Annotated in this window: 22 protein-coding genes; all 22 read left to right on the forward strand. The window is 69.3% G+C overall.

Features of this window, described 5'->3' with window-relative positions:
• Positions 1-296: 296 nt before the first annotated feature.
• The 22 genes from fliD (at position 297) to PNO31109_RS16175 (ending at position 19,005) form a co-directional block, all read left to right on the forward strand.
• Entirely contained in the window at positions 297-1,721 is a 1,425-nt protein-coding gene (gene fliD, locus PNO31109_RS16070) for a flagellar filament capping protein FliD (protein WP_150556476.1), read from the forward strand.
• Between the two features lie 34 nt (positions 1,722-1,755).
• Complete coding sequence (gene fliS, locus PNO31109_RS16075) at positions 1,756-2,133, forward strand: flagellar export chaperone FliS (RefSeq protein ID WP_150556477.1); 378 nt, start codon at positions 1,756-1,758, stop codon at positions 2,131-2,133.
• Positions 2,126-2,425, forward strand: a complete 300-nt coding sequence (locus PNO31109_RS16080; protein ID WP_150556478.1) for a hypothetical protein — start codon at positions 2,126-2,128, stop codon at positions 2,423-2,425. The genes fliS and PNO31109_RS16080 overlap by 8 nt, the downstream gene beginning before the upstream one ends.
• Positions 2,415-3,767: a flagellar hook-length control protein FliK gene (locus PNO31109_RS16085; RefSeq protein ID WP_150556479.1), complete on the forward strand. Its 1,353-nt coding sequence runs from the start codon at positions 2,415-2,417 to the stop codon at positions 3,765-3,767. The genes PNO31109_RS16080 and PNO31109_RS16085 overlap by 11 nt, the downstream gene beginning before the upstream one ends.
• Positions 3,768-3,976: 209 nt before the next feature.
• Positions 3,977-4,693 (forward strand): FliA/WhiG family RNA polymerase sigma factor, encoded by a 717-nt coding sequence (locus PNO31109_RS16090; protein WP_244958192.1) that lies wholly within the window; start codon positions 3,977-3,979, stop codon positions 4,691-4,693.
• Complete coding sequence (locus PNO31109_RS16095; RefSeq protein WP_150556480.1) at positions 4,690-5,562, forward strand: motility-associated protein; 873 nt, start codon at positions 4,690-4,692, stop codon at positions 5,560-5,562. The genes PNO31109_RS16090 and PNO31109_RS16095 overlap by 4 nt, the downstream gene beginning before the upstream one ends.
• Positions 5,559-6,404: an OmpA family protein gene (locus PNO31109_RS16100; protein WP_150556606.1), complete on the forward strand. Its 846-nt coding sequence runs from the start codon at positions 5,559-5,561 to the stop codon at positions 6,402-6,404. The genes PNO31109_RS16095 and PNO31109_RS16100 overlap by 4 nt, the downstream gene beginning before the upstream one ends.
• Positions 6,405-6,419: 15 nt before the next feature.
• Positions 6,420-6,722 (forward strand): flagellar biosynthesis anti-sigma factor FlgM, encoded by a 303-nt coding sequence (locus tag PNO31109_RS16105; RefSeq protein ID WP_150556481.1) that lies wholly within the window; start codon positions 6,420-6,422, stop codon positions 6,720-6,722.
• Positions 6,719-7,174, forward strand: a complete 456-nt coding sequence (flgN, locus tag PNO31109_RS16110) for a flagellar export chaperone FlgN (RefSeq protein WP_174966429.1) — start codon at positions 6,719-6,721, stop codon at positions 7,172-7,174. The genes PNO31109_RS16105 and flgN overlap by 4 nt, the downstream gene beginning before the upstream one ends.
• 34 nt (positions 7,175-7,208) lie before the next feature.
• Positions 7,209-7,799 (forward strand): flagellar basal body rod protein FlgB, encoded by a 591-nt coding sequence (gene flgB, locus PNO31109_RS16115; RefSeq protein ID WP_306345266.1) that lies wholly within the window; start codon positions 7,209-7,211, stop codon positions 7,797-7,799.
• A gap of 2 nt (positions 7,800-7,801) precedes the next feature.
• Positions 7,802-8,212: a flagellar basal body rod protein FlgC gene (gene flgC, locus PNO31109_RS16120; RefSeq protein WP_150556608.1), complete on the forward strand. Its 411-nt coding sequence runs from the start codon at positions 7,802-7,804 to the stop codon at positions 8,210-8,212.
• A gap of 5 nt (positions 8,213-8,217) precedes the next feature.
• Entirely contained in the window at positions 8,218-8,943 is a 726-nt protein-coding gene (locus tag PNO31109_RS16125; RefSeq protein WP_280525234.1) for a flagellar hook assembly protein FlgD, read from the forward strand.
• Positions 8,944-8,957: 14 nt separating this feature from the next.
• Complete coding sequence (locus PNO31109_RS16130; protein ID WP_150556484.1) at positions 8,958-10,058, forward strand: flagellar hook protein FlgE; 1,101 nt, start codon at positions 8,958-8,960, stop codon at positions 10,056-10,058.
• 4 nt (positions 10,059-10,062) lie between these two features.
• Positions 10,063-10,794, forward strand: coding sequence for a flagellar basal body rod protein FlgF (locus tag PNO31109_RS16135; RefSeq protein ID WP_150556485.1), 732 nt, complete (start codon positions 10,063-10,065; stop codon positions 10,792-10,794).
• Between the two features lie 160 nt (positions 10,795-10,954).
• Positions 10,955-11,743: a flagellar basal-body rod protein FlgG gene (gene flgG, locus PNO31109_RS16140; RefSeq protein WP_150556486.1), complete on the forward strand. Its 789-nt coding sequence runs from the start codon at positions 10,955-10,957 to the stop codon at positions 11,741-11,743.
• A gap of 96 nt (positions 11,744-11,839) precedes the next feature.
• A complete protein-coding gene (gene flgH / locus PNO31109_RS16145) occupies positions 11,840-12,490 on the forward strand; it encodes a flagellar basal body L-ring protein FlgH (protein WP_370750435.1) in 651 nt (216 codons plus the stop codon).
• A gap of 10 nt (positions 12,491-12,500) precedes the next feature.
• Positions 12,501-13,691: a flagellar basal body P-ring protein FlgI gene (locus PNO31109_RS16150; RefSeq protein WP_241014273.1), complete on the forward strand. Its 1,191-nt coding sequence runs from the start codon at positions 12,501-12,503 to the stop codon at positions 13,689-13,691.
• A gap of 52 nt (positions 13,692-13,743) precedes the next feature.
• Positions 13,744-14,064, forward strand: coding sequence for a peptidoglycan hydrolase (locus PNO31109_RS16155; RefSeq protein ID WP_174966431.1), 321 nt, complete (start codon positions 13,744-13,746; stop codon positions 14,062-14,064).
• 29 nt (positions 14,065-14,093) lie between these two features.
• Positions 14,094-15,425 carry a FlgK family flagellar hook-associated protein gene (locus PNO31109_RS16160; protein ID WP_150556488.1) on the forward strand — a complete coding sequence of 444 codons (1,332 nt, stop codon included), beginning with the start codon at positions 14,094-14,096 and terminating at the stop codon, positions 15,423-15,425.
• 25 nt (positions 15,426-15,450) lie between these two features.
• Positions 15,451-16,344: a flagellin family protein gene (locus PNO31109_RS16165; protein ID WP_150556489.1), complete on the forward strand. Its 894-nt coding sequence runs from the start codon at positions 15,451-15,453 to the stop codon at positions 16,342-16,344.
• A 242-nt stretch (positions 16,345-16,586) separates the two neighbouring features.
• Positions 16,587-17,627 (forward strand): hypothetical protein, encoded by a 1,041-nt coding sequence (locus tag PNO31109_RS16170; RefSeq protein WP_150556490.1) that lies wholly within the window; start codon positions 16,587-16,589, stop codon positions 17,625-17,627.
• 142 nt (positions 17,628-17,769) lie between these two features.
• Complete coding sequence (locus PNO31109_RS16175) at positions 17,770-19,005, forward strand: flagellin N-terminal helical domain-containing protein (RefSeq protein WP_150556491.1); 1,236 nt, start codon at positions 17,770-17,772, stop codon at positions 19,003-19,005.
• Positions 19,006-19,023: the final 18 nt, after the last annotated feature.

Here is a 19,023-nt window from a genome sequence, read left to right on the forward strand (position 1 = left end):
CGCCGCGAAGGCGTTGCGGCGCTCGTCGCCCGCCACGAAGCCGCGGCGCGCGAGGCGCTGCGGCGTCGCGAGGCGCGTGAGCTCTCGGAGCAGGCGCTGGCCGCGTGGCGACGCGGCGCCGCCACACGAGCGGCGCTTGCGCGAGGCCACGGCGTCACACCGTCCGACCGCATTGGCCGATCGCACCAGCCGGTCGCACCAGCCGGTCGCATTAACAAAGTCTGCACGATGGTCGCTTTGCCTGGGCAAACCGCGCACGTTGCGCGACCCGCCCATCCGACATCAGGAGTTGCCCCATGCTGCAAGTGAAAGAACGTATCGAGAAGCTGGCCCAGGACGTCGCCTCCACTCGCATGCAGGCGGAGTTCGGCCGTCTCGGCAAGGACCGCACCGACACCGAGGCTCGTCAGAAGGGCGTCGCCACGCTCCAGGAAGTGCTGGGCAACTTCGAGAAACAACTGCGGCGCCTCGGCGAGCGTGCCGATCTGCGTCAGCACAAGGCGACGCAGTCGAGCGACGACGCGTTCTCCGTCACGCTGGAAAAGGGTGCACAGCAGCTCGATTTCGACGTGCGCGTCGAGCAACTGGCAACCGTGCACCAGATACAGGTCCGCGAAGCCTCGGCGTTGGCCGGGGCTGCGCTGACGTTCGGCGATCCGCCACGCACTGTCGCGCTCGACATTGCCGGGCTGGATCTGACCCGATCCGAAGGTGTGAAGGCGCTCGCGACGCGCCTGAACGAACACCCCGCGCTCAAGGATGCGGTGCGCGCCGATCTGCGCCACGCGCCCGGCAGCAGCACGCCCCATCTGCTGCTCACGGCCACGAAGTCCGGGGCTGCCGCCGCGTTCACGCTGGCGTGCGCCGCGGCGACGCAGGGCGGCGCCTTGCCTGGCGTCGACGTGCTCGCGCAGGGGCAGGACGCCGTCGTGGTGCTCGGCAATCGGAGCGAATCGTATGCAAGCAACGAGATCGCGCTTTTCACCGGCGTGAAGCTGTCACTGAAGAAGACGCAGGCGCCCAACGACACCACGCGCGTGTCGATCGCGCCGGACATGGACGGCACGGCCGCGAACATGCGCGCGCTGGTGCAAGCCTACGACACGCTGAGAAAGCAACTGCGCGAGCTGATGGACCCGGGCGCGCCAGGGGGGCTGGCGCCGCTCGAAGGCGACGAGAAGCGCACCGACGTCACGCCGGCCGGGCCATTCTATGCGGACGCAGGGGTGCGCGCGTTGTTGCGCGATCTCGAGCGCCACTTCGAGCGCCCGGTCACGATCGCCGGCAAGACGTTCGATCCCTCGGCATTCGGCGTGAAACGCAGCGCCGACGGCTCCGTGAGCTTCGACCAGAAACGTTTCGAGGCCGCCTACGCGCAGGACAAGGAACTGCTCGCCGCGTGGTTCGGCGAGAGCGCCGACGTCATGAAACGGGACACGGCCGCGGATCTGGACAGGCAGGGCGCGGGCATGCGCCTTGCCGTGCGCATACGCGAGTGGACGGACGAGGTGACCGGTGTGCTCAAACACCGCACGGACAGCGACGAGATCGTCTCGCGCCGGCTCGCGGAGCAGCAGGAGCGCCTGAGCGCACGGTTTCGCACGCTCGTCGCCCGTTACACGAGCGAGTTCGCTCGCGCCGAACAGGTCCGACAACAAATGGAGGAAACACGCAGCTTCGTCGATGCGCTCTTCGGCAGCGGACGCAAATCCGACAGATGAGGCGTGAGTTCCCCTCGATGACACTGGAATACCCATGACTTACCAACGATACCTGGCGTCGGATCTCGACGCCCGCATCGCGGGCGCGACGCCGCTCCAATTGATGCTCATCCTGCTCGATGGCCTGCGCGACGAGCTCGCGCGCGCGCGGGCGCACATCGAACATGCAAGGCATGAAGCGCGCCTGCGCAGCGTCACGAAATGCCTGAATCTGCTCAACGGTCTGGCCTCGCACGTCGACGCCGCCGACGGCCCGGGCGTGACGCAGCCGCTCGCCAAGGTGTACGAATTCTGCATGCGGGCGGTGGCACAGGCGAGTGTGGAGAGCGATGTTGCGAAGCTCGACGAGGTGACGGCCGTCGTCACGCAGCTGGCGGACGGCTGGCGGTCACTGGAGACGCGCCGTGGCTGACGTGGCGACGTTCCAGGCGCTCGCGCGCGACCTGCGGCGGTATTCCGCGGCGCGCGAATGGGAGCGGCTCCAGGCCACCGACGCGCTGCTGCGGCGAGCGTGGCAGCGCGCGAGCGCGCCCGATGCACGCAGCGAGGCGCTGGCCCAGGCGATGGCCGACGTGCTCGTGGCGCACGCGCAGGCCCAGGCGATCGCGCGCCGCGCGGCCGCCGACGCCCGGCGCCGTCTCGGAGAGCTCGGTCCGTGGCGAGACGGCGCGCTCGGCTATCTGAGGATGAACGATGATCGCTGAATCCACGCCTGCCGTGCCATTGACCGCGTCTGCCCGCCATCGCCCGACTCCCGGATCGGTCGAGGGCTCAACGACGGCATCGGGTGAGGGCGCGCGACACGGCGCGTCGTGCGAGGGTCTCGCCCTCGCAAAGGGGGCGCGCGCTTCGACCGATTTCGCCGCCACGCTGCGCCGGTCGTTGGGCGCCAACGCCGAAGCGGGCGCTGCGGGGCGCGGCGTGACATCGGCGTCGCAGACACCGGGTACGGCCGTCGCTGCCGCCGTCGCGCCCGAGTTCGCGCCGCCCGCCCTGGCGACGTCGGACGCCCTGGGCGACGTGGAGCGCGGCCGGCGCACGCCGGGTGACGACGCGCTCGTCGAGCGGAGCGATTCGGCGTTGCCCGTTCACGACGCCGGTGTAGCGCCTGCAGCGCCGGGAGGGCATGTTTCGCTGCCGGACGACGTCCTCGCGCACGACAGCCGTGTGTCTGGCGACGCCGGGGCGTTTGCGCCGATCGAGACGTTACTCGCCGCGCACCTGCACCGCATGCGCGGCGCGTCCGGCACGCCGGTATCGGGTTTCCTGGCGCACGCGCGCTCGGATGGCGACATGGCCTCGCGTATGGAGGGCTTGCACGTCTCGCAGCCAGCGCAGGACGCCATGCTTCAGACGCCCACGGCAAAGGCAGAGGCCGGTCACACCACGCCGCTCCCGTTCCCGCTTCTGTTGCCGGGCACGGGCCGTCATGGCGCTTCCTTCCTGGCGCTCTCGGAGGGGGCCGCGCTCAGGGACGCCGGCGAGCCGAGCGCGCACACGGCGCAGACTGCCGACAGCGCGTCCATTGCGCTCGCACGCGTGGCGCTCGCCGAAGGCGGGTCCACGGGCACGGGCGCTCGCGACGGGATCGCTGCCGTGACGTCGGAAGAGAGAGTCGGCGCGCATGTGCTCGCGGGCGATCGTCCGGCGCTCGCTCGCGCATTGGCCGAGCGAGTGGCATCGATGACGCACGACGGCGTGCACGAGGCGCGCCTGCGATTGACGCCCGCCGAACTCGGCGACATTGGCATCGTCGTGCGCAAGTCGGCGATGCAGCTCAGCGTGACGCTACAGGTCTCGCGTCCCGAGGTGCTCGCCCTCGTGCAGGGCACTGCCGCGCTGCTGCGCGACATGCTCTCGCAGCGTCACACCGGCGAGGTGCAGGTCAGCGCGAGCGCCATGGCGGCATTCGATGGCGGCGGTGCGTCTGGCGACGCGCCGAAGCAGCGTGCACGCGAGACGCCGGAGGACGACGCAGGACCGGGGCTGGCGCTCGGTGCGTCCGGGCAGGGACAGCGTGAAGCGCAGGGGGCGTTCCGTCTATGACCGTGCCCCCTTGCCTCGCTCGCCCCCCTTACCTCTCTTACCTTCCCGACGGCGCCCTCGCCCATGCGCGCCGTGCGCGAGGCGAGCCGTCCGCCCCGCATCGGGAACCGCCTTCCGGGACGTCGGGCGAGCCCCGGCCGGCAAGCGCCGCACCCCCTGCGCCGCGGTCAGCCCGCCACGCCGCACCGGTTGCCGACGAACAGGCGCGCGTGCTGCAACTGATGCCCGTGATCGCGCGCATCGTGCGTTCGCTGGCGCCGCAGACGACGGTCGCCACGTCGCAGGACGACATGACGCAGATCGCGCTCATGGCGGCGCTGGACGCCGTGCGTCGCTATGGCCCGCCGGACGAGCGCTTCGCCGCCTTCGCGGCAACCCGTATCCGCGGTGCGGTGCTCGACGAGCTGCGGCGGCTCGACTGGCGTCTGCGCACGCTGCGCCAGGCGTCGCACCGACGCCGCGATGCGGCGCGCGAACTGACGCGGGCGCTTGGCCGCGCACCGACTCGCGAAGAGCTGAGCGCGCACGCCGGTATGGACGAGGCCACGCTCGAAGCGGCGGAGATGGCCGAGTACGCCGAGAGCCTCGCGAGCTTCGATCAGTTGCTCGCCGACGGCGGGGGCGCCGCCAGCGAGCAACTGGTCGAGCGGCGCAGCCCCGAGGAGCTCGTCGCCACGCGGCAAAGCCTGGTGCGCTCGCTCGCCGCGTTAAGCGAGAGGGAACAGCGCGTGGTGCAGCTCTATTACGAATTCGACCTCAATCTCGAGGAGATCGGCGAGGCGCTGGGGCTGACCCGCGCAAGGATCTGCCAGATCCACCGCAGCGCCCTCGGGAAGATGAGGTCGGCCATGCGGGAAACCGCACCCGGTGCGGCGCAGGATGCGCGCGCGCCGCAACGCAATCGTGGGACGAGGCAAGGGAAATGACTTTACTGATGCTTGGGGCGACGATCATCCTCGCCAGCGTTTTCGGCATGTTCTGGCTCAATGGCGGCCAGTTCGGCGCCATTTTTCACCTGAACGAGTTCGTGCTGGTCGTCGGTACGGCGCTGGGCGCGTTCCTCATGGGCAACACGCCGCGCGTGCTGGGCGATCTGCGCGCCGTGGTGGCGGCCGCCATCAGGCGGCGTCGGCACGGCGAGGCATTCGAGCAGCAACTGCTCACGCTCACCTATACGCTGTTGCAAACGTCGGCGCGCGACGGGGTGCGCGCGCTGGACGAGCATCTCGACGATCCCGGGCGCAGCAGCATCTTCGGGCGTAGCCGGCATGTGCTGGCCAACGCGAGGCTCGTGGACTTCACCGTCGATGCATTGCGGGTGTCCGCACTCAGCAAAGGCGCGCGCGGCGAGCTCGACAGCCTGCTCGGCATGGAGATCGAGAGTCGCGAGCGCCGGATGATGCAGCCGGTGAGGGCGCTCAACAAGCTGGCCGACTCGATGCCGGGCTTCGGCATCATCGCGGCCGTGCTCGGGCTGGTGCTCGCCATGTACGACATTGGCGCGGGCGAGGCGACGGCCACGGTGACGCGTCAGGTCGCCGTGGCCATGGTCGGCACGTTCTTCGGCGTGTTCGCGTGCTACGCGGTGCTCAGTCCGCTGGCCAACCGTCTGTCGCAGGCGGTGACGGTGGAGATGACCGCGTATGAGTGCGTGCGTGCGGCGCTCGTCGCGTTCGTGAACGGCAAGTCGCCGCTGCTCTCGGCAGACGCCGGGCGACGCATGCTGCAATACGGCGCACTGCCCAGTTTCGGCGCGCTCGAAGGCTGGGTGCGGCAGGCCGAGGGCGAGCGATGAGCGCGCGACGCGCCCCGGCGGCGGGGCACGAGGAGTCGGGCGGCGCATGGAAGGTGGCGTTCGCGGACCTTTGCCTCGTGCTCATGTGCCTGTTCGTCGTGATGTGGGTGCTGGAGCGGCGCGTCTTCGAAGCGCCGCAGCCGGCCGGCCCCGAGGTGTCCGAAGCGCTGCAGGCTGCGCGAGGCGCGCCGCTCGCCGGGCTCCCCAGCGGCCAGTTCGAGTCGCCCGCCGATCTCGTGCGCCTCGCCAGCGCCGTGCAGCAGTTGAGCGAAGCGGCCGACCTTTCCGATCATGTGAGTACGTCCATCACGCCCGACGGTTTGCGCGTGCGCCTGTCCGACTCCGACGAGCGGGGGCTGTTCGAGCGCGGCAGCGCGACGCCGTCGTCTGCCGCGACGTCGCTGCTCTCACGCATCGGCCAATTGTTTAGCGGCATCGACAATTCCCTGATGATCGTGGGTCATACCGACGCGGTGCGCTATCGCGCGACCCGGGCCGACAGCTATACCAACTGGCATCTGTCGTCGGATCGGGCGCTCGCGGCGCGCACGGCGCTGGTCGCCGGCGGGCTCCCGCTCGAGCGCGTGCTGATGTCCGTCGGCATGGCCGACCACGCTCCGTTGCGTGCCGACGATCCCACGGCGGCGACGAACCGTCGCATCGAATTCGTCGTGCTCACGCAGGCGAGAGCGCGACAACTGGCCACGATGTTCGGGGCGTCGCACGCCGGCGAGGTCGTGATCACCGGGCGGAACGCCCAGGCTGACGCCGCGGCCATGGCACGGGGCCAGGCGAGCTTAACAAGCGGCGCCGGTGCGTCGCCTGGTTCTAGTGAACCCTGATCCGTGGAACTGCTCATGACCAAGATCGACTCGATTTCATCCATCGCGCCCATCGACGGCGCGCCCGTGCGCCGCACGGCGGCCGAGGCGCGGCGGCCTTCCATGTCCTCGGCGGCGCTGGCGGGCCGGCCGGCGCGCACGGCGCCGCAGGGCGCCGGAGAATGGCTGATGAACGCGCGCGCCGCCATCGAATCGGTACCGCGCGTCGACGCCGTCAAGGTCGCGCGCCTGAAGGCGATGCTGGCCAATGGCGATTTGCCGTTCGATGGCGAGCGCGTGGCCGACTGCATTCTCGATCGTCACGGGATGGTGCGTTGAGCGCCGCCGAACACGAACGCCGCCGCGCCTGCGTCGCGCGCCTCGTGGCCGACGTCGACGCCGATCTTGCGGACTATCGGCGCCTGATCGCGGTGCTCGACGCGTTGCATCGCGCGCTCGCCGGCGAGCATCTCGATGCGCTGGCCCGAACGCACGAGGCGGCGCTGCAACTGGTGAGCCGGCTGCGCACGCGCGCGCGTCGGCGGGTGCAATGCCTCTTGCAGGCGTTCGGCGCAACGTCCGCGAACACGATGGCGCCCGTGATGCGCTGGCTGGCAACCGACGACCCCGAAGCCTACGAGACGTTTGCATCGCGCTGGACGTCGCTTCAGACGATCGCGGCGCGCTGCAAGACGATCAACGCGCGCAATCTGCGCGACATCGGTGCGAGGCTGCAGGCGCTCGACGTCGTTCTCTCCCCTATGGCCACCACCTACGCGCCGCAACGGTAACGCGTCCACGGTCTGCCGCGCGGCAGTCGTGTCCATGGCCAATGCACCTCGACGTCGGCACGTCACCATGGCAGGGCCACGTCGCATTGCGATTTCCGCCAGCCGCCTGCACCCATGCGTCGAGCAAATCGCCCAAAACGCTTCGGGGCGCTTGGGAAAATTGTCAATTTCCCGCGATTTTGCGTCGATTTCCGATAGCTGCGCCGACAATGGGACGGTCATGTCATCAGCCACCCACGGAGGCGAAATCTTGCAAACATTCTTTTCCCAGGCGGTCGGCGTTCATGCGGCCACCCTGCAGGCGCGTGAGGCGCGCACTCGCGTGCTGGCGGCGAATCTCGCGAACGAGGCGACGCCCGGCTATCAGGCGCGCGACCTTGATTTCGCCGAACAGGTGCGCTGGCATCTCGAGGCCGGCGCGCGCGCAGACGCGCTCGGCGCCGCCGGGCCGGCCGACGCCTTGCGCTATCGCGTGCCGATGCAGACGCGCGCCGACGGCAACACCGTCGAGCTTGGCGTCGAGCAGGCGCTCTTCGCGCAGAACCTGTCGGACTGGCAAGCCAGCCTGTCGTTTCTGAACCGGCGCCTCGCCGGCTTGCACAAGATCATCGAGGGAGGCCGTTGACGATGAGCTTCCGGGAGATCGCGGCCATCGCCGGCTCCGCGATGGCGGCACAGACCATCCGGCTAAACACTGTCGCGAGCAATCTCGCAAATGCCAGTGCCGTGGCCGCGGATGCGGACGCCGCCTATCGCGCGCGCAAGCCGGTGTTCGCGACCGTACTGGGCGCGGCGCAAGGTGCGCAGCACGTACAGGTCGTCGACATCTACGAAAGCGAGGACTTGCCTCGCGTGGCGCACGAGCCGGGCAATCCGCTGGCGGACGAGGACGGGAACGTCTTTTACGCGAACGTGAATGCGATCGAGGAGATGACCGACATGCTCGACGCCTCGCGGGCGTTCCAAACCAACCTTGAAGTGCTGGCCCGCGTGCGCGCGGCGCAGCAGGAACTGTTACGACTGGGAGAGCGCGGATGACGCCAATGATCGACAGCGGTGCGGGCGACGCGGCGCGCGCCGCGGCCCGCACGGGTACGGGGATCGGGGGAATCGGGGGAATCGGGGGGGGCCGGGCGATAGGGGCGCCGGCGCCCGGCGAGGCCGCCAGCGACACGCGCGACATGTTCACGAAGCTGCTGGTGGCGCAGATCCGCCACCAGGACCCGCTCAATCCGAGCGATCCGGCGCAGTTCGTCGCGCAGCTCACCCAGATGAGCCAGACCGACGCCATGCACGACGTGAGTCGCCGCGTGCTCGACCAGACCAAGGCGCTCGCGAGCATGCAGGCGTTCGCGCTCGGCGGCCACGTTGGCCGTGAAGTGAGCGTAGCGGTGGAGCGCGTGGTGCGCGCCGACGGCGGCGCGGTCCGTGGCGCTGTCGAGCTGCCCGAGCACACCCGACGCGCCGAGATCGTGCTGCGCGACAGTCGCGGCGTGTCCGTGCGCAAGGCGATCGTGCCGTCGCCCAACGCTCAGACGGCGTTCCATCTCGACGACGCGTGGTTTGCCGAGCACAGGCTCGGTGCGGGAACCTACGCGATTCACGCCGAGGCGGATGGCCAGCGGCTGCCGGTGCGGGTCACCGGACAACTGACGCGCGTGCACCTGGACGGCGGACAGGCGCGCGTCGATGTCGCGGGCGTCGACAGCCGCATCGACGCCGCGAGCCTGGTGGAACTATCGGGCGGCGCGTCGCCGCACGCGAGCTAATCAAGGAGTTCAGCATGAGTTTCGATATCGCCCTGTCGGGCATCAACGCCATCAATCAGTCGCTCGAGACGATTTCGCAAAACATCTCCAACGTCGGTACCCATGGCTACAAGTCGGGCACCACCAGTTTCGCGTCGGCCATGGCGGGAGCGCAGCCTGGAGGAGTACGCGCCAATGGCACACGTTATTCGCTGAACGCGAACGGCAGCCTTCGCACGTCGGCGGACCCATTGCATCAGGCGATTCAGGGCGGTGGCTTCTTCGTGCTCAAGGAGACGAACGGCCAACGTGTGTACTCGCGCGTGGGCGACTTCAGCGTGGACAAGGACAATCGCCTCGTGGACGGCGCCGGGCGCGTCGTGCAGGGGTTCGCCGGTGGCCAGTCGAATGTCTCGGACGTGACGATCGACAAGCGTCCGGTGCCTGCGCTGCCGAGCCGGAGCATTGCCATTGCGGGGCGGCTGCCCAGCCCGCTGCCCCCGGCGCCTACGCAAATCGGCGAGGCGTCCGTGACGTTCCGTGACGCTAACGGCGACGTCGCGGTGAGAACGCTGCGCTTCTCCTCGACGGCGACTCAGGGGGTCGTGCAGGTCTCCGAAGTCAACGGCGGCAACGAAACGGTGGTAGGCACCCTGGATACGGCGACGATGGGGTTCACATCGGCTAACGCCGGCACGCTGCCCGAACTCGACTTCAGCGGCATGACGCATCAGTTGGGCGCCTTCGCCGCCAACGCGACCGAAGTCGGCGGCCGCGAGGCCGGCGAGTTCGTCCGCGCGCGCATCGAGCAGGATGGCTCGGTGGTCGCGGAGTACAGCAACGGCACGACCCAGACGCAGTACCAGCTCGCGCTTGGGGAATTCGCCAACGTCGGCGGCCTGGCGCCGGCGGACGGCACTGTCTGGCGCGAAACCGGCACGTCGGGTCTCGCGCAACTGCGCCGTCCCGGCGAGGGCGCCACCGGCGTGCTCGTGGGGAAGTCGCTCGAAGGGTCCAACGTGAACGTGACGGACCAGCTCGTGGACCTGATGTCCGCGCAGCGCAATTACCAGGCGAACACCAAGGTCATCTCCACGCAGAACGAGATGATGCGCAACCTCATGCAATCGATCTGACGCCATGGACGCCCTCATCTATACGGCGATGTCCGGAGCCCAGCGCGCCCAGGACGCGCAACAGGTCCTGGCGCACAACCTCGCCAACGCGACGACCACAGGCTTTCGCGCCAAGCTGGCGGTCGCGCAGGCGGGCGAACTGCCCGGCGCGGGACTGCCCTCGCGCCACTTCGCCATGCAGGCGCGGGCCGGCATCGACACCACGCCCGGTGTGCTCGAGGCGACGGGCCGGGCGCTCGATGTCGCCATCGACGGCCAGGGCTATCTCGCGCTCGCGGCACTTCCGGGCGACGGCGTGGACGTCGTCTATTCGCGCGGCGGGTCGCTCACGCTCGACGGCGACGGCACGTTGCGATTGCACGGACGGGCGGTACTGGGCGACGGCGGGCCGGTAGTCGTGCCCCCGCATCGGGAAGTCGATATCGACGCGGACGGCACGCTCGCCGTGGCGTTCGACGGCGACAGCGAACTCGTGCCCGTCGCGCGCCTGCGGCGCGTGCTTGCCATGCCGGGTGCCATGCGCGGCGTGGGCGGCGGCGTGCTCGTGGCCGACGGCGACACGTTGCCGGGCGACGGCGTGACGCTGCGCGGCGCGCATCTGGAGGCGAGCAACGTCTCGGCCGTCGGTGCCATGGTGCAGAGCATGAACGCGAGCCGCGACTTCGAGATGCAGATGCGCGTGCTAAAGGTCGCCGACGAACTCGCCGAAGGAGGCAACCGTCTCATGCGCGCCTGATACCGGTGCAGCGCGCCATGGCCCGCATCGCGGACCGTATGGGGCGCCACATGAGCGGCCTTTGAGATGTCTGTAGGAGGCCGCGTATGTCTGTATGTGGTCCACACTCGAGAATCGTCCGACGCCCCCGACTTCAAAAACTCTCTTTTCCTGACATCCGATGAATCCCGCACTTCTCATCGCCCGCACGGCGGTCCATGCGCAGGACGCGCAATTGCAGGCCATCGCCAACAACCTGGCGAACGTCAACACCACGGGCTTCAAACGCGACCGGCTCGCGTTCGAGGACACGTTCTATCGCGCTGTGCGTCCAGCCGGCGCGCGCACCCAGGCCGACACGACGCTGCCCGGCGGTACGTACTTCGGCACGGGCGTGCGGCTGGCCGGCACGCAGAAGCAGTTCACCAACGGCGCGGAAAAGGACACGCACAACGAGCTCGACGTCGCCATCACGGGGCGTGGCTTCCTCCAGGTCGAAATGCCCGACGGCGAAACCGCGTACACGCGTGCCGGCAATCTGCGCCTTGACGTGGAGGGGCGTCTCGTGACGCAGGCCGGTCATCCGCTCGTCGGCGACATCGTGGTGCCGCCCGGCGCCCGCGACGTGACGATTAGCGCGGACGGCGAAGTGAGCGCGGTGGAGGCGGGCGACACCGAACCCACCTCACTCGGCCGCCTGTTGCTGGCCGACTTCGTGAACCCGTCCGGCCTGCAGCCGCTCGGCGGCAACCTGTTTGCGCGCACGAGCGCGAGCGGCCCCGCCATCGAAGGCAGCCCGGGCGAGGAAAACCTCGGTCTGCTGCGACAGAAGGCGCTCGAAGGTTCGAACGTCGTCGCGGTCGAAGAGATGGTGAACATGATCACGGCGCAGCGCGCCTACGAGATGAGCACCAAGGTGCTGTCGGCGGCCGACAACATGATGCAAAGCCTCGCGCAAGTCGCGCGATAACGGGGGAATACGGCAATGACGCACGGAAATGGCGGTCGTGTGCGCGATGTCCTCCCGCGTCATCGCATGGCGGGCTTGCGCACTCGCCAGACGGCGCTGGTGCGGTGGGCGCCGGCAGCGCTGGCGCTCGCGCTGGCCGGCTGCGCGGGCTTCGTGCCGCCCACGCTCGAAGAAAGCGACGACTTGCCGAGCACGGCCGAGATGTCGTCGGCCGGACAGGCGGGCGGTCTGTTCTCGCCCGGGCACGCGCTGTCGCTCACCTCGGACCAGCGCGCCTTTCGCGCGGGCGACGTACTCACCATCGTGCTGCAGGAACAGACGCAGGCGAGCAAGCGTGCGGGCACGCGCATGGACAAGCGCAGCGAGATGTCCGTCGACGACGCCACGCTCATGGGGCGGCCGCTCGTCGGAGATACGTCGCTCGGCGCGAGCCGGAGATTTCGCGGCGACACTTCGAGCTCCGCACAGAACACGTTGCGCGGTGCGATCACGGTGGTCGTGCATCGCGTGCTGCCCGGCGGCCTGCTGCATGTGCGCGGCGAGAAGCGGCTGTTCCTGAACCAGGGCGAGGAGACGGTGCGCGTGGCCGGTTACGTGCGCGCCGGCGACATCGACACGACCAATCGCGTGTCGTCGCTGCGCGTGGCCAATGCGCGCATCCAGTACTTCGGTACCGGCGCACTGGCCGACAGCAACAACCCCGGCTGGCTGACGCGCTTTTTCAACAGCCAGTTCGCGCCGCTCTGAGGACATCGTCATGTTCAGAATGCTCGGCGCGCTCGCGCGCCCGGTCCGTGCGGGGCGGCTATCCTCGCTGATGTCGATGTCGCGGGGGCTGCCCGCCGTGGCGGCCGCCGCGCTCGTCGCCATTGTGCTCCTCGGCACGCTTGGCGCGCCGCTCGCGCATGCGCAGACGGTGCGCAACTACGTCAACGTCGAAGGCGTGCGCGACAACCAGCTCGTGGGCTATGGCCTCGTCGTCGGGCTCGCCGGCACCGGCGACGGCCCGCGCTCGCGGCATTCGAGTCAGTCGCTGGCCAATCTGCTCAAGCAATTCGGCGTGAGCATGCCGGATAACGTGCGACTGCGCTCGCGCAATGTCGCCGCGGTCATGGTAAGCGCGACATACCCGTCCGGCTTCCTGCGAGGGCAGACCATCGACGTCACGGTGTCGTCGATGGGCGACGCACGCAGTTTGCGAGGCGGCACGCTGCTGCTCACGCAATTGCGTGCGGTGGACGGCCAGACGTATGCGCTCGCGCAAGGCAATCTCGTGGTGAGCGCCATGCAGGCCGAGGGGCGCAGCGGGTCGCGCGTTCAGAAGAACACCCCCACGGCAGGGCGCATTCCCAACGGCGCGACCATCGAGCAGGAGATTCCCATGCCGGTGGGCGAGGGCGGCGCCATGCGTCTGAGCCTGAAACGTCCCGACTTTCAACTCGCGGCGAACATCGCGGACGCCATCAATGCGCGCTTCGGCGAGCGCACCGCGCAGGCCAGGAACGGCAGCACGATCGAAGTGGTCGCGCCCGACGACGCCGACGCGCGCGTGCGTTTTCTCGCGGATATCCACTCGCTGCCGGTGCCCGGTGTGAGCCGTGTGCCGCGCGCGGTGATCAACGCGCGCTCGGGGACCGTCGTGATCTCGCAGGGCGTGACTGTGCGCCCGGTAGCCGTATCGCATGGCTCGCTGCGCGTGACGGTGAGCGAGTCGCCGATGCTGTCGCAGCCGGCGCCGTTCTCGCGCGGGCGGACCGCGCTCGCGCCGCGATCGCGCATCGACGTCGAGGAGGACGGCGCGGACATCCACGTGTGGCCGGCCGGCGTGGACCTGCAGACCATCGTCGACAGTCTGCGGCGCTCCGGCGCGACACCGGACGACGTCATCGCGATCTTGCAGGCGCTCGACGAGGCAGGGGCGCTCGACGGCGAGCTGCACGTCATTTGATCGACCGGAGGACCCCATGACACTCGCCATGACACCCCCCATGACACCCCCCATGACACCCAATCACTTGCCAATTTCCGCGTCCGGGTCGCCTGAGTACGGTGCGGGCGCACCGATTCCGCGCCCCGGTGCGGAGCTCGAGGCGGCCGCCGAGCAGTTCGAGGCGATCTTCATCGCCCGGCTGCTGGGCGAGATGCGCCGCGCCACACAGGCCCTCAGGGACGACGGCGAGGGCGCCGGCGGGCTCGGCAGGCGCGAGCGCGCGGCGGACGGCCTGCACGAATGGGCCGACACGCAAGTGGCGCAGGCGCTCGCCGCACGCCGTGCGTTCGGCATTGCCGACACCATCGTGCGGCAGATGGCGCAGCGCTGACATCACCGGAACGGAACAGGCCACTTACGATGAATATGCTCAATATCGCCACGCAAGGCGTGAAAACTGCACAGTCGCTACTCGACAACGAGGCGCTCAACATCTCGCAGATGGGAAACCCGGCGTACACGCGTCGCGAAGTTCGCGTGACTTCGCGCGCCGATGGTACGGCGCAGGCCGGCGACGCGGCGCGCGCAGCGGGCCTGGCGCAACGCGAACGGCTATGGCGCGCGGTGTCGAACGCGAGCGAGCTCGAGGTGCAGAAACCGCACGCCGAGGCGTTGCTCACCCAACTGGGCGGCAGCGACGTGGCCAGCGATCCGCTGGGCTTGCGAGACTTCATCAAGGCGCTCGATCACGAAGCGCAGACCACGGGAGGCGACGTACACGCCGACGAGGTCTTCGCGGCGTTGGGGCGCGTGGCGGAGCGGACCAGCGCGATGTTCGCGTCGCTGGCGCGCCTGCGCGGCGACCTGAACTCGGTCCGGGCGGGCGAGGCGGAAAAGGTAAACCGGCTCACGGCCAGCGTGGCGGAACTGAATCGCCTGCATCGTCTTGCCCCGGATGCGGCCGGACGGCTCGCCATCGAGGATCAGCGCGATCAGGCGCTCGGCGAACTGGCCGCGCTGCTCGACCTCGACGTGCACGAGGACGCGAGCGGTGCGTACCACGTGCTCACGCGCGGTGGGCAGCCGCTCGTGCTGGGCGGGCGTGCCGCGCAGCTCGAGGCGCAGGCGGATGGCGGTTACACGCTGAGTGCCGGCGCGTCGCGCGTGAGCGTGCCGGCCGAGGGCCTTGGCGGCCGGCTGGGCGGGCTCGATCGCTTCCTCACGCGTGAGCTCGACCGGCGCATCGGGGAGGTGACTGAAGTCGCCCGCACCGTGGCCGAGCAGCTCAACCGCGCGCATGCCGACAGGGCGACGGGGCCTTTTGCCGGCACGCCGTTGCTCTCGCTCACGAGCGGTGCGGATGGTGTGCCCAGGATGCAACGCACCATCGGGCGCGCGGAGGACCTGGCGCTGCGCGTCGACAGCGCCCAGGGAAACGGCACGACGCTGCGTCGTCTGAGGGGCGCGCTCGATGCGAGCGTCGCGCTGTCCGGGCGCTCCGGCGTCACGCTCGTCGAGGCAATGAGTGCCCTGGCGGGCGAAACCGGACGTCGCGCGAGCGAGATCGCCGCAAGCGCCGGCTCCGCGGAAGCCGTGCTCGTGTCCGCGCGCACGCAATTTCAGAAGCAGGCCGGCGTGGACGAGACCGAGGCCGGAGGATCGCTCATGGCGTACATGAAGCTGTACCGAGCCAACGCGCGTGTGGCCTCGGTCGCCAACGAACTGTTCGACGCCACGCTCGCGATGGTCTGAGCGGCGCGCGTCAAAGGAAGACATCATGCAAGTGACCCACCTCAGCCGCTTCGAACGCGAGTACGTCCTGCGCGAGATGAAGGAACGGCTCGACCGCGCGACGGAACAGTCCCGGGCGCAAAAGCGCGTATTGCGCGCGTCCGACGACCCGGTCGATTTCGAGCGCATCGCGCGCATCGACCGCGAGCAGCAGGCCATCGCGCGCCGCACGAAACTCATCGCCGGTCTCGACGCCGACCTCCGGCACGCCGGCGCGAGCCTGCGAAGCGCGTTCGACCGGTTGAGCGCGTTCAGGAGCGAGGTGTCGATGAAGGCCGACGCCCTGCAGGTGGGCGACGCGCAGGCGAGTGCCACCCGGATTCGCGAGCTCATGCGCGGCCTTGCCGATGCGTTCAACGCGCGGCGCCCGGACGGCAGCTACGTATTCGCCGGGAGCGGCGCGCCCGTGCACGACGCGGCGGCGCCTGGCGCCGGCGTCGCCGACTTCGTACTGAGCGGCGCTGCCCGTCCGCCGTTGGCCGTGGAGATCGGCGAGGGGGTGTATCAGGCCAATCCCCCGCGCGTTTGGCAGGGCGTGCCCGACCTGCTCAACCGGCTCGCGGCGGCGGCCGCCGACCTGACACACGCCGCGCCCGCCGATGCGACGACTGTCCTGCGTGGCCTCGTCGACCCGCTCGACGCCCAGATCCGGCAGATTGCCGAGGTGCAGTTCACGAACGACCACAGTGCGCGGCGGCTCGAGGCGTTGAAGACGGAACATGCATTGAAAGGCGAGGTGCTGGCGAAGACCCGCCTCGCGCTCGAGGGGCAGGACGCCGCCGAGGCCATGACGGCCTGGGTGACGCTGCTTACCGCCGTTTCGACCGCGCGACAGGCGCACATCCGGGTGGGCGAGCTTTCGTTCTTCGAGGTCGTCTGATGCCGGCACGATGCGTTTTCACTGGCTGAGTTCGTCGGAGACGGTTCATGGTTGAGGCTATCCGCGATATCCCGGGCAACCCGGCGCTCGGCGACGCGCGCGCTGCCGCACGTCCATCGTCCTTGCCGCATGGGCCGGGCGCGGAGCCCGGGACCGGCGCCGCGCGGCCGAAGCAGGTAGCGGCGGCTGACGCGCCCGGGCGCACACGTGGGGCGCGACGCACTGCGACGCCGTCGTGGCCGGTGTCGCCCGCCCGGGCGTCCTTTGACAGGCCGGACGGACTCGACAAACGGCGCGCGGTCCGCACGGCCGACCTGATTTCGCACCATGCCGCGGCCAGTCGTGCCAGCGCGGCGCTCGACTGGCTTGCCAGGCTCCACGCCGCGGCCAATGCCGCGCTCGCGACCCTCGCACGCTGGCGTGATGGCGACGCGGCGTCGCACGAGCGCGCGCAGCGTGCGCTTGCCAGCCTGTGCGCGCAGTGGCAGGGGCGGGATCGGGAAAGTCTCGGAACCGTCGACGATCGTCTGCACTTCGATGCGCGCGGTGCGGCGCCCCGGCGTTTCACCATCGACGGCGTTGCGCCGCAGCAGTGGCGCGCTTCGATGCCGGAGCGGCTGACACTCTTTCCGACCGGTCCTGGCGGCGCGGGTGTGGAGATCGATGTGTCGAACGCGTTGTCCGCCGCGGGGTTGCGCCGTCACACGGCACGTGCGCTGGCAGCCTATGGCATTACGCTGGAGGGCCCCCCGCCCGAGCATATCTGGGTCATGCGCGCCGATGGTGCGCGTTGGCCGTCGATCGCCTCGAAGTTCGCGCTCGCACAGACGGGCGGGGCGAGCCCGCCGCAAGCAACCGGCGCCGAAGCGGATGTCACGGGCACGAGCACCGCCGCATTGGTCCGGGCGGGCGTTCCCGGCGCCGCGCGCCCGGCGATCCTTCGCGATGCGCCCGATGCCATCGCACCGCATACGTGGCGGATCGATGGACGGGACACCGTCGCGCAGGTGCGACAGGCGCTCGCCTCGATAGTGCGCGCGATCCGCGCGGCGCATGCCCAAGCGAGCCAGGCCGCGCGAGCTTCGGCGCAGTCGGTCAGCCAGTCAGTGGCGGACCGGGGCTTCGCCGCTGCGCAGGGCCTCGACTACGACGCGGCGATGGCCTGCGCGACGGCTTGGACGGCGCGGCTCGGCAAGCTGCCGCCCTTTGTTGCAATGGCCCGCGCGATGCCGGGCGGCGTGCCCATGTCGCGAGCCAACGTCCGCGCGCTGCTGGCCGGCTGAAGCCGTGACGGGGAGCGCACCCATCGAGAGTTGGGAAGAATCACCGCGGTGATGCATTAACAAATCCTTCGCACAGACGCCTTGATACGGTGAGGCGGGCCACCCGGCCCGTCGTCGCTCACAACACAAAGGAGCCTGAGCAATGTTGACTCTGCACACCAACGTGGCGCAAATGTCGTCGCTGAACACGCAACGCACGACCGGCGGCAAGCTGAGCGCGATCATGCGCGATCTGTCCACCGGCAAGAAGAACGACCTGTACAAGAACGACCCGGCCGCGGCCCGCATCTCGGCCATGCTGAACATGCACGCCAGCGGCACCAAGTCGGCGATCAGCAACATGAAGTACGCGCAATCGAGCGCACGCGTGGCGCAAGGCGCGCTGGACAAGGCCAACGAACTGCTGGTCACGATGAAGGACCTGGCCACGCAAGCGAAGGACGGTCTGAAGGGCGATGCCGAAAAGGCCGCGCTCCAGCAGCAGTACACCAACAACGCCCAGGCACTCAAGGCGATCTTCGACAACACGACGTTCGCCGGCAAGAATCTCCTGAAGATGGAATTCGGCGGCACCGCGACAGGCATCCTGGCGCAAGGCCAGATCGACCTGCAGGTCGGCGCGGACCGCAGCGAGACCAAGGCGCTGGACATCAGCGCGGAGCTTCAGGGCCTTTTCGCGAGCGTGGGCGACGCGACCGGCAACTTCGGCACGCGGCAGACCCGCCCGTTCGACGGCTCGACGACGGCGTTTGCGGCCATGGGCGCGGCCGACGCGGCGTCTGCCGCCGGCGCGGTGATCTCGGCACTCAAGGCGAATTCGAAAATGGCAGGCATGCTGGCCTCCGTTCATACGGCAGCCTCGGGCGGTAACAGCGCCAAGACGTGGGAGGAAGCGCTCACGGATGCGTTGATTGTCGAGCTGAACAAAACCCCTGGCGATGAAACGGCTTTCGCCAGCAGCCTCGGCGACGCCATGGAAGGCCTGAAACCCGCTGGCGCGGCGGGCGGCGCTCATATCGAGCGCGCGGAACTCGTCATGGAAGTGCGAAACGTGCTGCAATCGAAGCTGACCGCGCAAACGCAATTGGGCGACGGGGCAAGCGCCGGCACCGCGATTCAGAATCTCGAGGCGGCCATTGAAAAACTCGCGACCGTTCAGGCCAGCATCGGTGCGGCCATGATGGACCTCGACGGCCGTGAGGAAGTGCAATCGACGCTGCTGCAGAACACCAGCGAAGCCAACTCGCGTCTGAACGAAGTCGACTTCGCCGAGTCCGTGTCGGAATTGACCAAACTGCAGACGCAGATGAACGTGAACCTGCAGATGCTGCAGAAGGCCGGCGAAATGCCGGGCATGATCCAGATGCTGCTGCGCTGATTCTCGTCGCCCTGGCCG

This window comes from Pandoraea nosoerga, from assembly GCF_902459585.1.
GTDB lineage: Bacteria > Pseudomonadota > Gammaproteobacteria > Burkholderiales > Burkholderiaceae > Pandoraea > Pandoraea nosoerga.

Coding starts and splice junctions, on each gene's coding strand:
- flgG (WP_150556486.1), top strand. CDS start 10,955: ATGAATCCCGCACTTCTCATCGCCCGCACGGCGGTCCATGCGCAGGAC.
- PNO31109_RS16095 (WP_150556480.1), top strand. CDS start 4,690: ATGACTTTACTGATGCTTGGGGCGACGATCATCCTCGCCAGCGTTTTC.
- PNO31109_RS16165 (WP_150556489.1), top strand. CDS start 15,451: ATGCAAGTGACCCACCTCAGCCGCTTCGAACGCGAGTACGTCCTGCGC.
- PNO31109_RS16105 (WP_150556481.1), top strand. CDS start 6,420: ATGACCAAGATCGACTCGATTTCATCCATCGCGCCCATCGACGGCGCG.
- PNO31109_RS16135 (WP_150556485.1), top strand. CDS start 10,063: ATGGACGCCCTCATCTATACGGCGATGTCCGGAGCCCAGCGCGCCCAG.
- fliS (WP_150556477.1), top strand. CDS start 1,756: ATGACTTACCAACGATACCTGGCGTCGGATCTCGACGCCCGCATCGCG.
- PNO31109_RS16155 (WP_174966431.1), top strand. CDS start 13,744: ATGACACCCAATCACTTGCCAATTTCCGCGTCCGGGTCGCCTGAGTAC.
- PNO31109_RS16175 (WP_150556491.1), top strand. CDS start 17,770: ATGTTGACTCTGCACACCAACGTGGCGCAAATGTCGTCGCTGAACACG.
- PNO31109_RS16085 (WP_150556479.1), top strand. CDS start 2,415: ATGATCGCTGAATCCACGCCTGCCGTGCCATTGACCGCGTCTGCCCGC.
- fliD (WP_150556476.1), top strand. CDS start 297: ATGCTGCAAGTGAAAGAACGTATCGAGAAGCTGGCCCAGGACGTCGCC.
- flgC (WP_150556608.1), top strand. CDS start 7,802: ATGAGCTTCCGGGAGATCGCGGCCATCGCCGGCTCCGCGATGGCGGCA.
- flgB (WP_306345266.1), top strand. CDS start 7,209: ATGGCCAATGCACCTCGACGTCGGCACGTCACCATGGCAGGGCCACGT.
- PNO31109_RS16160 (WP_150556488.1), top strand. CDS start 14,094: ATGAATATGCTCAATATCGCCACGCAAGGCGTGAAAACTGCACAGTCG.
- PNO31109_RS16125 (WP_280525234.1), top strand. CDS start 8,218: ATGATCGACAGCGGTGCGGGCGACGCGGCGCGCGCCGCGGCCCGCACG.
- PNO31109_RS16130 (WP_150556484.1), top strand. CDS start 8,958: ATGAGTTTCGATATCGCCCTGTCGGGCATCAACGCCATCAATCAGTCG.
- PNO31109_RS16100 (WP_150556606.1), top strand. CDS start 5,559: ATGAGCGCGCGACGCGCCCCGGCGGCGGGGCACGAGGAGTCGGGCGGC.
- PNO31109_RS16150 (WP_241014273.1), top strand. CDS start 12,501: ATGTTCAGAATGCTCGGCGCGCTCGCGCGCCCGGTCCGTGCGGGGCGG.